The following is a 13,242-nucleotide window of genomic DNA, read 5'->3' as shown; positions in this document are numbered from 1 at the left end:
GCCCTCACCATGCGCGCTGCCCGACGAGTCGTCTGCTCCCTCGCCGTCGTGGCGCTGGCGCTGCCGGGGTGCTCGGCGCTGGGCGGGTCCAGCCCGGACCCCAGCCCGGTGGGGACCGCGTCGGCGGTCGGGAGCGAGAACGCCACCGACCCGGCGCTGTCGGCGTTCTACGCCCAGGACCTGCAGTGGGCCGACTGCTCGGGCGGTTTCCAGTGCACGCGGCTGACGGTGCCGGTGGACTACGCCGCCCCCGCCGCGGGCACGACGACGCTGGCGGTGGTGCGGCTGCCCACCGGCGCGGAGGGGGAGGACCGGCTGGGGTCGCTCGTCCTGAACCCCGGCGGCCCGGGCGCCTCCGGGGTCGAGTACGCGCGGGCCGCGGAGAGCGTCGTGTCCGCGGACGTGCGCGAGCACTACGACGTGGTGGGGTTCGACCCGCGCGGCGTGGGGTCGTCCGCACCGCTGGAGTGCCTGTCCGACGCGCGCACCGACGCGTTCCTGGCGACGGACCCGACGCCCGACGACCCCGCCGAGGTGCAGGCCCTCACGGAGGCGACCACCGAGCTGGGGGTGGGGTGCGCCGCGTCGGGGCCGCTGGCCGCGCACGTCGACACCCGGTCGGTGGCGCGGGACCTCGACGTGCTGCGCGCCGCCCTGGGCGACGACAAGCTCAGCTACCTCGGCAAGAGCTACGGCACCTACCTCGGCGCCTGGTACGCCGAGCTGTTCCCGCAGCGCGTGGGCCGGGTGGTCCTGGACGGGGCCATCGACCCGGCCCTGACGAGCCAGGAGGTCAACGCCGGGCAGGCCGCGGGCTTCGAGGTGGCGCTGCGGTCCTACGTCGCCGACTGCCTCGACGGGGACGACTGCCCGCTGAGCGGGAGCGTCGACGACGGCGTCGCGCAGGTGCGCGCCCTGCTGGACTCCCTGGACTCCGGCCCGCTGCCGACCGGCACCGACCGCCCGCTGGTGCAGGGGCTGGGGTACTTCGCGGTGGCGTACCCGCTGTACGCGCCGTCGGCGTGGCCGCAGCTGTCGGACGCGCTGACGCGGGCGTTGGCGGGCGACGGGTCGGCGATGCTGGCCCTGGCCGACGCGTACGCGCACCGCGGCGCCGACGGCCGGTACGTGGACAACTCCAGCACCGTCATCCACGCCGTGAACTGCCTGGACCGCGACGACGCCGAGTCGGCGCCGGAGGTGGCGCGGACCGTGGAGGAGTTCTCGGCGCGGTCGCCCACGTTCGGCCCGTTCCTGGCCTGGGGCGGGCTGGCCTGCACGAACTGGCCCGTCGCCCCGGTGGGGGAGGTGCGGCCGGTGCACGCCGAGGGGTCCGGCCCGATCGTGGTGGTGGGGACGGTCCGCGACCCCGCGACGCCGTACGCGTGGGCGCAGGGCCTGGCCGCGCAGCTGTCGTCGGGCCGGCTGCTGACGTACGACGGGGACGGGCACACGGCGTACGCGAGGGGGTCGCGGTGCGTGGATTCCGCCGTCGACGAGTACCTGATCGCCGGGACCGCGCCGCAGGAGGGCACCACCTGTTCGTGAGCGGGTGCGTCCGGGCGGGGTGCGGCCGCCCTACGGTGGCCCCGTGAGTGGTGCCACGACCGTCCGCGAGCCCGCGACGCCGCGGGAGCCGTCCCCGGCGGGGCCGTGGTGGGACCGGGGGCACCGGGCGCTGCGGATCACCGGCGACGTCCTCGCGGTGCTGGGGTGCTGGGTGGTGGGCCTGGTCCTGGTGGGTTTCGGCCTGGAGGACACCCCGGAGCAGCGGTCGGACGCCGTCGTCGTGCTGGACGTCCTGCTGGGGCTGGTGCTGACGCCGCTGCTGTTCGCGCGGCGGCGGTGGCCGGTGGCCGTCGCGGTGGTGGTGACGGTGGCCTCGACGCTGTCGTGGACGCTGGGCCTGGTCTCGCTGGTGACGTTGTTCGGGGTGGCGGTGCGGCGCCGGCTGGCGGTCGCGGCGTGGGTGGCCGGGGCGGTCGTCGTGTCCGCCGTGGTGCAGGGCGTGGTGTGGCCCGAACCGGACATCCCGTGGTGGGCGGTCGTGCCCGTCTTCGTCGCGGTCGTCGTGGGGACGCTGGCCTGGGGGACGTACGTGCGGGCGCGGCGGCAGCTCGCGGCGTCGTGGCGGGAGCAGGCCGAACGGTCCCGCGCCGAGCAGGAGCTGCGCGCCGACCGGGCCCGGTCGGTGGAGCGGGCGCGCATCGCGCGGGAGATGCACGACGTGCTGGCCCACCGGATCTCCCTGGTCAGCATGCACGCCGGGGCGCTGGAACTGCGGCTGGAGGGTTCGGCCGACCCCGAGGTCGTGGCGTCGGCGGGCACGATCCGGCGCAGCGCGCACGCGGCGCTGCAGGACCTGCGCGACATCCTCGGGGTGCTGCGGGAGGAGTCGTCGCAGGAGGCGGCGACACCGCAGCCGACGCTGGGCGACCTGCCCGCGCTGGTCGAGGAGGTGCGCGCTCTGGGCCTGCCGGTGGACCTCGACGTCTCGGTCGCGGACGTCTCGGACGTCCCGGAGGCGCTGGGGCGCACGGCGTTCCGGGTCGTGCAGGAGGGCCTGACGAACGTGCGCAAGCACGCGCCGGGGCACCGGGCGCGGGTGCGCGTGAGCGGGCGGCGCGGCCGGGCGCTGCACGTCGTCGTGCAGGACCGGCCCGGCGGCGGCTCCGCCGTGGAGGTGGGGGCGCCGTCGTCGGGTTTCGGGCTGGTGGGCCTGCGCGAGCGGGTCGAGCTCGTCGGCGGGACCGTGCGGGCGCACCGGGAGGGGGAGGGTTTCGCGCTGGTGGCGCGCCTGCCCTGGCCGCGCCGGGCCTGACCGCCCGCTACTCGTGCAGGTGGGCGCGTTCGCCGTCGCGGTCGAAGATGGACAGGATCTCCAGCTCCCCGGTTCCGGGCACGGCGCTGATGCGGTGCGGGACCATCGTGGAGAAGTCGGCGGCCTGACCGGGGGCCACGTCGACGACGCGGCCGCCGAGCTCGAGGCGAGCCCGCCCGGACAGGACGGTGAACCACTCCCGGCCGGGGTGGACGCGGGGTTCGTCCGACGGGTCCGGTCCCGGCGGGGCCCCGCTGAAGCGCATCTTGGCGACGGTCACCCCCGCGACGGCGCGGTCGCGCGACAGCAGCCACGTCGTGACGCCGGGCCGGTGCTCGGGTTCGGGGCGGATGAGCACGTCGTCGTCGTCCTCGGTGGCGACGAGGTCGTCGAGGGTGGTGTCCAGGGCGCGGGCGATGGGGATGAGCTGGTCGAGGGCGATGCGCCGGTTCCCGGTCTCCAGGCGGCTGAGCGTGGAGGGGCTGAGGAAGCAGCGGGCGGCGAGGTTGTCGAGCGACCAGCCGCGGGCCAGGCGCAGGCCGCGCAGGCGGCGGCGGATGAGGCTGTCCACGTCTTGCTCCATGCGCAAGAGGATAAGCGTCTGGCGCACGACATGCGTACCGTGGACGCATGAGCCACCACCACCAGCGGGAGCACCGGCACGGGCACCACCGCGCGCTCGACCTCGACGCGCACGTCTTCGGCGACCAGCTCACCGCCGTCCTCGACGCCCTCACCGACGCCCTGGGCCAGGCCGCGCCCCGCCGCGTCGTCGACCTCGGCGCCGGCACCGGCACCGGCGCCCGGCTGCTGCGCGACCGGTTCCCCACCGCCACCGTCACCGCCGTCGACCACGACCCGGCGATGCTCCACGCGCTGCGCGCGCAGGGGTTCACCACCCTCGACGCCGACCTCGACCACGGTTTCCCCGCCGTCGGCCCCGCCGACCTGGTGTGGGCCTCCTCGTCCCTGCACCACGTCGCCGACCCCGCCGCCCTGCTCACCGGGGCCCGCGCCGCGCTCGCCCCCGGCGGCGCCCTCGCCGTCGTCGAGGTCGAGGGCCTGCCCCGGTTCACCACCCACCCCGCCGAGACCGCCGGGCGCGCCGCGGCGCTCGCCGCCGGCTGGAACCACCACCCCGACTGGACACCCGCCCTGGAGGCCGCGGGCTTCACCGTCACCCGCCGCGACGTCACCACCGGCGCCGCCGACGACGACGCCGCGCGGGAGTACGCCCGGCTGTGGCTGCCCCGCTACCTGCACGTCGAGGGCCTGGACCCGGCGGCCGCCGACGCGCTGACCGCGCTGCTCGACGGCCCGCTCACCCTGGAACCGCAGGCCACCCGCGCGCTGTGGATCGCCCGGTGAACGGCGACGTGAACGCCGACGTGGACGCCGAGGTGAACGCCGAGGTGAACGCCGAGGTGAACGCCGACGTGAACGCCGACGTGGTGGTCCTCGGCGGCGGCGCCGCCGGGCTCGCGGGCGCGGTCGCGCTGGCCCGCTCGCTGCGGGACGTGGTCGTCGTCGACGCCGGGGAACCCCGCAACGCCCCCGCCGGGCACGCCCACAACGTCCTGGGCCGCGAGGGGATCGACCCGCTGGACCTGCTCGCCGCCGGCCGCGAGGAGGCCCGCGGGTACGGCGCCCGGATCCTCGCCGACCGGGCCGTCACCGCCCGCCGCGACGGCTCCGGGTTCGTCCTGGAGCTGCTGTCCGGCCGGGTCGTGCGGGCCCGGCGGGTCCTGCTGGCCACCGGGCTCGTCGACGAGCTGCCCGACGTCCCCGGCCTGCGGCAGTTCTGGGGCGGCAGCGTCCTGCACTGCCCCTTCTGCCACGGCTACGAGGTGCGCGGGCAGCGGATCGGGGTCCTCGGCTCCCGGCCCACCGCGCTGCACCAGGCGCTGATGTTCCGCCGGCTCTCACCCGACGTGACCCTGTTCGTGCAGGACCTCGACGTGCCCGACGAGACCGCCCGGCAGTTCCGCGCCCTCGGCGTCACCGTCCGCGAGGGCACCGTCCGCCGCGTCGGCGGGACCCCCGGCGACCTCGTCGTGGACCTCGACGGCGAGGACGTCGGCGTGCAGGCGCTCGTCGTGACCCCGTACTACCGGGCCCGCGCGGACCTGTTCCGCCAGCTCGGCGGGCAGCTCGCCACCAACGAGCGGGGCGAGTTCGTGCCCACCGGGCCCGGCGGCGCCACCGACGTCCCCGGGGTGTGGGCCGCGGGCAACGTCGCCGACCTGAGCGCGATGGTCGCCGGTTCGGCCGGGGCCGGGGTGCTGGCCGGGGCCGCCATCCACGGCGACCTGATCGCCGAGGACGCCCGCGCCCTGGTGGCCGCGCACCCGTGGTGAAGGCACGGCCCGGTGTCCTGTACGCTCGGTGTCCGTGCCCGCGAGGGCGCAGCACCACCAGCAGTGCCGCCTTAGCTCAGTCGGCCAGAGCGACGCACTCGTAATGCGTAGGTCCGGGGTTCGATTCCCCGAGGCGGCTCCACCCGGAGGGCCCGTCCACACGGACGGGCCCTCCGTCGTTGCCCCGCAAGGCGAACCGCCGTCCTACCCTGGCCCCGTGCCCTCCCTGGACCTGCGCGGAACCCCCACCCACGTCGAGACCGCCGGAGCGGGCGAGCCGCTGGTGCTGCTGCACGGCGGGTTCTGCTCGCTGGAGACGATGCGGCCCATCGGCGAGGCCCTCACGGACACCTTCGCGGTGCACGCCGCCGAACGTCCCGGCCACGGCCGCACCCCGGACCGCCAGGGGCCGTTCTCCTACGACGACGGCGTGCTCGACACCCTCGCGCTCCTCGACGCGCAGGGGATCGGCCGCGCCCACCTCGTCGGGTTCAGCGACGGCGGGGTCATCGCGCTGCTGCTGGCGATCCGGCACCCCGAGCGGGTCCGGTCGGTCGTGGCGATCAGCGCGAACCTGTCCCCGGAGGGGATCGGCGGGCACGAGGTGCCGCAGAACACCGAGGCGATGGCCCGGATGCGCGCCGAGCACGAGGCCCTGTCGCCGGACGGCCCGGAGCACACCGAGGTCGTGCTGGCGAAGCTGACGGAGCTGTGGGCGCACCAGCCGCAGATTCCCGTCGCCGACCTGGCCCGCATCGGGGTCCCGGCGCTCGTCGTGGCGGGCGAGCACGACGTCGTGGACCGCGAGCACACCCGCTCCATCGCGGCCGGCATCGCGGGGGCGCGCGAGGAGATCGTCGCCGGGACGACGCACCTGCTGGTGGTGGAACGCCCCGACGAGGTCACCCGGCTGGTGCGGCAGTTCCTCGCGGACGCCGCGGCGCCGGGCGCCTGAGCCCGGGCCGCCGTGCTGACCGACCTGCTGGACCCGGCCGCCCACGCCGACCACTGGCCGTGGGCGCTGGTCCTGCTGCTGGCCGCCGTCGTCGTGGGTGCCCTGCTGCCGGTGCTGCCCACCGGTGCGGCCGTCTCGGCGATGGCCGCCCTGGGCCACCACCGGTCGTGGCTGTCGCTGGGGGAGGTCGTCGTGGTGGGCGCGGCCGCGGCGTACGCGGCCGACGTGGTGCTGTACGCGCTGCTGCTGCGCGGCGCGCACACCGGGCCCGGGCGGCGGCTGCGGCGGCGGGCCGAGGAGCACGGGCGCCTCGACGAGCTCGGCGCGCGGCTGTCCCGGCACGACGTCACCACGCTGGTGACGTCGCGGCTGCTGCCGGGGGCGCGGATCCCGGTGCTGGCGGCGGCCGCGACCACGGGGTACCCCGCCGTCCGGTTCGCCGTCGCGAACGCGGTGCCCGCGGTGTGCTGGGCCGTGGCCTACGCCGCGCTGGGCCTGGCCGGGCGGGCGGTCGGCGACCGCCCGTGGGTAAGCGTCGCGGTGGCCGTCGCGTTCGGGCTGGCCGCCTCCGGGCTCACCGGTCTGGTGCGGCGGCTGCGAGCGCGCTGAGCTCGGCGCCCAGCGCCGGGGCCGGGCGCGGGCGGCCCAGCAGGAACCCCTGCGCGGCGTCGCAGCCGAGCGCCCGCAGCGCCTGGAGCTGGTCGTCCTGCTCGACGCCCTCGGCGACGACGCCGAGCAAGAAGCTGTGGGCCGCACCGACGACCAGCTGCACCAGGTCGGCGTGCGCGCGGTCGCCGGAGGCGATGAAGCTGCGGTCGATCTTCAGCACGTCCACCGGCAGCCGGGACAGCTGCCCGATGGAGGTGTAGCCCGTCCCGAAGTCGTCGAGGGCGACCTTGACGCCCAGGGCCCGCAGCGCGCGCAGGTGCTCGCGGGCCGTGGGCTCGTCCACCAGGACGGTCTCGGTGATCTCCAGGGTGAGCCGCTCGGGGGCCAGGCCCGCACCCGCGCACGCGACGGCGACGTCGCCGAGCAGCCGCGGCTGGGCCAGGTGCCGGCCCGAGACGTTGACGGCCGCGCCGATCCCGGCCAGCGCGCCGCCCTCGGCGTCCCACGCCGCGAGCTGCGCCGTGGCCGTCAGCAGCGCCCACCGGCCCAGGTCGCACACCAGGTCGGAGTCCTCGGCGACGGCGACGAAGTGGTCCGGCCCGACCAGGCCGTGCCCGGGCCGGTCCCAGCGCACCAGGGCCTCGACGCCGGTGACCGCCGAGGACGTCAGGTCCACGACCGGCTGGTAGTGCAGGACGAGCTCACCGGCGTCCAGCCCGGTGCGCAGCGCCTCCTCCAGGGCGGTGCGGTGGGCGATGTCGCGCCGCAGCGCGTCGTCGAAGACCTCCACCGTCCCGCGCCCGGCGGACTTGGCCCGGTAGGCGGCGGCGTCGGCCTCCACGAGCAGGCGCTCGGCCGAGCAGCCCCCCGGCGGGCTGGTCGCGACGCCGATGCTGGCGCCGACCCGGACCCGGGCCCCGGCGTGCCGGCCCGACAGCTCCACGGGCGCGCAGACCGCGTCCAGGAGGCGGGTGGCGAGGTCCACGAGCCGGCCCTGGTCGCCGGCCCGTTCCACGACGACCACGAACTCGTCGCCGCCCAGGCGGGCCAGGGCCCCCTCGAAACCCGCGCCGACGCCCGGGCCGTCGACCAGGCAGGCGGACATCCGGGCGCCGACGACGCGCAGCAGCTGGTCCCCGGCGGTGTGGCCGTGGGTGTCGTTGACGGCCTTGAAGTGGTCGAGGTCGACGAACAGCAGCCCCACCCGGGCCGAGGGGTCGTCGGGGTGCCGGGCGGCCCGGTCCAGCGCGGCGCTGATCAGCTCGCCCGCCCGGGCCCGGTTCGGCAGCCCGGTCAGCGCGTCGTGGGTGGCCTGGTGGGCCAGGACCGCCCGCAGCCGCTCGCGCTCGTGCAGGGCGCCGACCATCTGCTGCACCGAGGCGTGCACGACCTCCCCGAGGGCCCCGCGCACGGGCCGGTGGACGACCTCGGCGTCCAGGGTGCCGTCGGCGACGGCCTGCGCCTGGTCGCGCACCCGGCGCAGGGTGTCGACGGTGGCGGCGAGCCCCCGCGCGACCGTCCGCACCTCCAGCGGCCCGCCCTCGTCGACGTCGACGAGGACGCCGTCGCTGACGGCCCGGGCCTGCGCGGCCAGCCGGCTCAGCGGCGCGGCGATCCAGCGCCGCAGCAGCAGCGCGGCGACCAGGCTGCCCACGACGATGAGGGCGCACAGCGCGACGAGGAGCCGCAGGGTCCGCTCGGCGTGCACGACGGGGGCGCGCGCGGTGTCGGTGGCCCGCGTCCCGGTGGTCTCCACGACCTCGCGCAGGGCCGCGTCGCGGGTGCCGTTGGCGGCGGCGAGCCCGACGAACCCGGGCAGCGAGGGGGTCGGCCCGCCGAGCGCGGCGGCCCGCAGGGGCCCGTCCACGGCGACGGCGCCGGGGCTGGAGGTCGCGGCCCGCCAGGCCCGCACCAGGTGCGGCGACCCCTGCGCCTCGACCTCGGCCGCGGCGCCGCGGTACCCGCCCCAGGCGGTGAGGAAGGCCTCGCGGTCGGCGGGCCCGGCCTGCCCGCGGGCGGCGGCGAAGAACAGCGGGACCTCGGCGCTGGCGAGGGCGGAGGCGCGGGAGACCAGCTGCAGGTCGGTGAGGGCGCCGGTCCCGGCCCCGTCGAGCCCGGCCGTCCGGGCCGAGCGCAGCAGGTCGTCGACCTCGGTGGCCAGGTCGGCGGCCAGCTCCCGGTAGCCGGCGAAGACGGCCAGGAGGTCGCCGTCGGCGGTGGAGGCCCGCAGCTGCCGGACCGTGCGCTGGGCGGCCCGGGCCCGGTCCTGGGCGCCGGTCCCGGCGGCGGCGGCGACGGCCGCGTCGGTGCCGAGCTGGACCGCGTGGCGCTGCGCGGCGAGCGCGGGGGCGGCGGTCGCCGACAGCGGGGTGAGCGCGCCCGGGTCCACGCCCACCGACGACGCGGCCTGCGGGTCCTGCAGGACGGCCCGCCCCAGCACGGGCACGACCTCGCGGGCGACGGCGGCGCGCACGGCGTCCAGGGCGACCGCGCTGCGCACGTCCTGCGCGGCGGTGGCCGTCGCGCGGGCCCGGGCGGCCTGCTGGTCGACGGCGTGGCCCATGAAGCCGACCAGACCCGCGACGGGGACCAGGACGAGGGCGAACAGGCTGCGCCGCAGCGTTCCCGGGCGTCGGGCACGGGCGGTCGGCATGCGGGTCACCTCCGGGGTCGGTCCCCTCGACGGTGGACGCTCGACTTCAGGGTGTCACGAGGCGGTCACCGACGATGACGGCACCGGCAGTTCGGTGGCGGGCAGGTCGTCGGCGGGGACGGGACGGGCGAACAGGTACCCCTGGGCCGCGTCGCAGGACGCGGCCAGCAGCGCCGACAGCTGACCGTCCTCCTCCACCCCCTCGGCGACCACCCCGAGGTGGAAGCTGTGCGCCGCGCTGATGAGCAGCCGGACGAGGTCGGCGTGACCGGCCTCGGGGGAGGAGACGAAGCTGCGGTCGATCTTCAGCACGTCCACGGGCAGCCGGGACAGCTGCCCGATCGAGGTGTAGCCCGTCCCGAAGTCGTCGATGGCGACGCGGACGCCGATCTCGCGCAGCGAGCGCAGGTGCTCCAGGGCCAGCGGCTCGTCGACCAGGACGGTCTCGGTGATCTCGATCGTCAGCCGCGCGGGGTCCACCCCGCTGGCGGTGAGGGCGTCGGTCACGTCGTCGAGCAGGTGCGCCTGCGCCAGGTGGCGGCCGGAGATGTTCACGGCCACCGCGAGCCCGGCGCGGTGCCCGCCCTCGGCGTCCCACCGCACCAGCTGCGCGGTCGCCTCGGCCAGCGCCCACCGGCCCAGGTCGCAGACCAGCGAGGACGCCTCGGCGACCGGGATGAACGCGTCCGGCGGGACCAGGCCGTGCCCGGGCCGCTGCCAGCGCACCAGGGCCTCGACGCTGCGGGTCCGGCCGGTCCCCAGGTCCAGCACGGGCTGGTAGTGCAGCACCAGCTCGCCGGTGGCCAGGCCGTGGCGCAGCGCGGTCTCCAGCTCGGTGCGGGCCGCCAGCTCGGCGCGCAGCTCGTCGTCGAAGACCTCCACCACCCCCCGGCCGGCGTCCTTGGCGCGGTAGGCGGCCGCGTCGGCGTCGCGCACGAGCCGTTCGGCGTCCAGGGCGCCGGGGGTGCTGACGGCCACCCCGACGCTGGCGCCGACGCGCACGTGCTGGGCCTGCGACGACCCCGCCAGGGCCACCGGCGCGCTGATGGCCGCGATGAGCCGCTGCCCGAGGTCGACGAGCCCCTTCTCGTCCTCCACGCCCTCGACGAGCACCACGAACTCGTCCCCGCCGAGGCGGCACACGACGTCGCCCCCGCGGACGGTGTCGTGCATGCGGGCCGCGACGGTGCGCAGCAGCTCGTCCCCGGCGGCGTGGCCGAAGCTGTCGTTGACGGCCTTGAAGTGGTCGAGGTCGACGAACAGCAGCCCCACCCGGTGGGCCTGCCGGGCCGCGCGGTGCAGGGCGCGGCCGGTGAGGACGAGGGTCTGGGCGCGGTTGGGCAGTTCCGTCAGGGCGTCGTGCGCGGCCTGGTGGGCCAGGTCGGCGCGCAGCCGCTCCCGCTCGTCGAAGGCGGTCAGGACCTGCGTGACCGAGGCGTGCACGACCGCCCCCAGCGGGCCGGGCACGGCCGTGCGGACCACCTCGCAGTCCAGGTCGCCGGCGGCGATCGCGTCGGCCTGGGCCTGCACGCGGCGCAGCGTGCCGACGGCGGCCGACAGGCCCTGCGCGACGACCCGCACCTCGGTGGGGCCCTGCTCGTCGACGTCGAAGAGCTCGCCGGCCGCGACGGCCCGCGACTGCGCGGCCAGGCGGCTCAGCGGCCGGGCGATGGTGCGCCGCACGACGAGCGTGCCGGTGAGGGTGGCCGCCACCACCAGCCCGCACAGCGCCAGGAGCCGCCGCAGCTCGGCGCGGGCGGCCTCCGAGCGCTCCCGGGCCCGGGCGACGACGGTGTCCGCGGCCCGGTCCAGCACCGCGCGCAGCTCGGCGTCGCGCTCGGCCGCGCCCAGGCCCACCGTCGTCAGGTCGCCCGGTGCGGGCGTCGCCGGCGTCAGCGCCGCGCGGGCGAGGGCGTCCCCGACCCGCTGGGCGGTGGCCGAGCCCGTGGCCCGGGTCCAGGCCGCGGCCAGACCGGGGTCGGTGAGGGCCACCACGTCGGCCGAGGCCTGCCGGGAGGCGCCCCAGGCGCTGACGAAGTCGTCGCGCCGCACCGACGGCAGCCCCGCGGCGAGGGCCAGGTACAGGGTGGTCTCCCGGCTGGAGGTGATCCCGGCGGTCGAGACGCGCTGGAGGTCGGACAGGGCCGCGGCGAGGTCGCCGTCCAGCCCCAGGGACCGCGCGGTCCGCAGGTGCCCGTCGACCGCGTCGGACAGGTCGGACAGCAGCCCGCCGTACACCCCCAGGCCGGCGTCGAGGTCGGTCCCGGACAGGGCGCGGGCCCGGGCGACCCGGGCGGGGAGGCCGGCCGGCACGCCGTCGCGCCCGGCGGCGGCCAGGGCCCGGTCGGTGGCCCCGGTGCGCCGGGCCCGCTCGGCGCGCGCCGCCGCGTCCAGGGCCGGGACGACCTCCTGGGCGACGGCGCTGCGGACGTCGTCGAGGGCGACGGCGGCGCGGACCTGCGCGAGCGCCGTGGTGGCGTCGCGGGCGCGACCGAGCCGTTCGTCGACGCCGACGCCCGCCACGCAGGCCAGTCCGGCGACGGGCACCAGCACCAGCGCCAGCAGGGTGTTCTGCAGGGGGCGGCTGCGGCGCGGTGGGCGGGGGGCGTCGGTGCGCGCGGCGGTCACGAGGGCGTCTCGTCACCGCCCGCGGAGGACCTGAGCCGGATCGGCCCGGACCACCCGTCCGCGCGAGAACCGTTGCGGCGAACGGGTTCCCTCTTCTAGAACCTCAGGGCTTGAGCAGGACCTTGAGGGCTCCGCGGCGGGCGGCGAGCTCGTCGAGGGCGCCCTGGGCGTCGGCCAGGTCGAACTCGTGGGTGATGAGCGGGGTGGGGTCGAGGATGCCGGCCGAGAACGCGCGGACGGCGTACGCCCAGGCGCGGGTGGGGGCCCCGAAGACCGTCAGGACGTGGACGTTGCGCGAGACCAGTTCCAGGGCGGACAGGTCGTCGGCGTCGGTGCCGGGGATGCCGGTCAGGACGACGCGGCCGCCGCGGCGGGCCAGCCGCACCGAGGTCCGGGCGATGCCGGGCACGCCCGCGGCCTCGATCACCGCGTCGAAGGTGGCGTCCAGGGTGCTCGCGTCGCCGGTGTAGTGGGCGGCGCCGCAGGTCGCGGCGAGCTCGCGGCGCTCGTCGTTGTGGTGCACGACGGTCACCTCGGCGCCCAGCCCGGCCAGCAGCTGCACGGCGAGCAGGCCCAGGGTGCCGGCGCCGACGACGGCGACCTTCGCGCCGGGCGCGACGTCGGCGAGCAGGACGGCCTCGGCGACGCAGGCGGCGGGCTCGATGCCGGCGGCGGCGCGCAGGTCGGCGTCGTCGCGCAGCAGGTGCAGGTAGCGGGCCGGCAGGGTCAGCCACGTCGACCAGCCGCCGGGGAGGGTGAAGCCGGTCTCGGCGTACTCCTGCGGCCAGCCGTCGGTGTCGCCCTCGACGGAGGCGGGGGTGCCCTCGGCGGTGCGGATGCCCTGCCCGACGACCTTGCGGCCGACGATCCCGTCGGGGACGCCGGGCCCGACGGCGGCGACGGTGCCGGACCACTCGTGGCCGGGGACGAGGGGGTAGCTGACGAACTCGGCGGGCCGGGTGCCGGCGAAGACCTCCCGGTCGGAGCCGCAGATGCCGCAGTAGGCGACCTGGACGAGCGCCTCACCGGGTCCGGGGTCGGCGACGACGGTGTCGGTGAGCTCGAGGGTGCCGGGTTCGGTGATCCGGACGGCGCGGCCGGTGCGCTGGGTCATGGGCGCAAGGTACCGGGCGCCCGGGGCGAGCGCGGTGGGGCCGTCCGGGGGACGGTTGGGCCGATCGGGCGAATCGCTCCTGACTGTGACCGTCCTGTGACAGGA

General features: G+C 77.4%; 10 protein-coding genes and 1 tRNA gene. 7 read left to right on the top strand and 4 right to left on the bottom strand.

Features of this window, described 5'->3' with window-relative positions:
* The first annotated feature begins 9 nt into the window (after window positions 1–9).
* On the top strand, window positions 10–1,548 hold the full coding sequence (locus ACRYRX_RS03460) for an alpha/beta hydrolase (RefSeq protein ID WP_432510408.1): 1,539 nt from the start codon (window positions 10–12) through the stop codon (window positions 1,546–1,548).
* 43 nt (window positions 1,549–1,591) lie between these two features.
* Window positions 1,592–2,821, top strand: coding sequence for a sensor histidine kinase (locus tag ACRYRX_RS03455; RefSeq protein ID WP_432510407.1), 1,230 nt, complete (start codon window positions 1,592–1,594; stop codon window positions 2,819–2,821).
* A gap of 7 nt (window positions 2,822–2,828) precedes the next feature.
* Here the strand turns inward: ACRYRX_RS03455 and ACRYRX_RS03450 are convergent, their stop codons facing one another.
* Window positions 2,829–3,404, bottom strand: a complete 576-nt coding sequence (locus ACRYRX_RS03450; protein WP_432510406.1) for a helix-turn-helix domain-containing protein — start codon at window positions 3,402–3,404, stop codon at window positions 2,829–2,831.
* 47 nt (window positions 3,405–3,451) lie between these two features.
* On the opposite strand from ACRYRX_RS03450, the gene ACRYRX_RS03445 reads away from it, so the two are divergent.
* The 5 genes from ACRYRX_RS03445 to ACRYRX_RS03425 all read left to right on the top strand — a co-directional run bounded on the left by ACRYRX_RS03445 (window position 3,452) and on the right by ACRYRX_RS03425 (window position 6,742).
* Window positions 3,452–4,189 (top strand): class I SAM-dependent methyltransferase, encoded by a 738-nt coding sequence (locus ACRYRX_RS03445; protein ID WP_432510405.1) that lies wholly within the window; start codon window positions 3,452–3,454, stop codon window positions 4,187–4,189.
* A 56-nt stretch (window positions 4,190–4,245) separates the two neighbouring features.
* The gene (locus ACRYRX_RS03440) at window positions 4,246–5,178 is read left to right on the top strand and encodes an NAD(P)/FAD-dependent oxidoreductase (RefSeq protein ID WP_432510474.1); all 933 of its coding nucleotides are present in this window, start codon (window positions 4,246–4,248) and stop codon (window positions 5,176–5,178) included.
* Window positions 5,179–5,243: 65 nt separating this feature from the next.
* Window positions 5,244–5,320 (top strand) — tRNA-Thr (locus ACRYRX_RS03435).
* A 75-nt stretch (window positions 5,321–5,395) separates the two neighbouring features.
* Entirely contained in the window at window positions 5,396–6,133 is a 738-nt protein-coding gene (locus ACRYRX_RS03430) for an alpha/beta fold hydrolase (RefSeq protein WP_432510404.1), read from the top strand.
* 12 nt (window positions 6,134–6,145) lie between these two features.
* On the top strand, window positions 6,146–6,742 hold the full coding sequence (locus ACRYRX_RS03425; protein ID WP_432510403.1) for a DedA family protein: 597 nt from the start codon (window positions 6,146–6,148) through the stop codon (window positions 6,740–6,742).
* Here the strand turns inward: ACRYRX_RS03425 and ACRYRX_RS03420 are convergent.
* The 3 genes from ACRYRX_RS03420 to ACRYRX_RS03410 form a co-directional block, all read right to left on the bottom strand.
* Entirely contained in the window at window positions 6,708–9,395 is a 2,688-nt protein-coding gene (locus tag ACRYRX_RS03420; RefSeq protein WP_432510402.1) for an EAL domain-containing protein, read from the bottom strand. The genes ACRYRX_RS03425 and ACRYRX_RS03420 overlap by 35 nt on opposite strands.
* A 54-nt stretch (window positions 9,396–9,449) precedes the next feature.
* On the bottom strand, window positions 9,450–12,023 hold the full coding sequence (locus ACRYRX_RS03415) for a putative bifunctional diguanylate cyclase/phosphodiesterase (RefSeq protein WP_432510401.1): 2,574 nt from the start codon (window positions 12,021–12,023) through the stop codon (window positions 9,450–9,452).
* Between the two features lie 103 nt (window positions 12,024–12,126).
* On the bottom strand, window positions 12,127–13,137 hold the full coding sequence (locus ACRYRX_RS03410) for a zinc-dependent alcohol dehydrogenase (RefSeq protein ID WP_432510400.1): 1,011 nt from the start codon (window positions 13,135–13,137) through the stop codon (window positions 12,127–12,129).
* Window positions 13,138–13,242: the final 105 nt, after the last annotated feature.

Source organism: Kineococcus lubricus (assembly GCF_050871965.1).
Lineage (GTDB): Bacteria > Actinomycetota > Actinomycetes > Actinomycetales > Kineococcaceae > Kineococcus.
The sequence above is the reverse complement of the archived record's forward strand: the minus strand, read 5'-3'. Positions and strand labels throughout refer to the sequence as shown.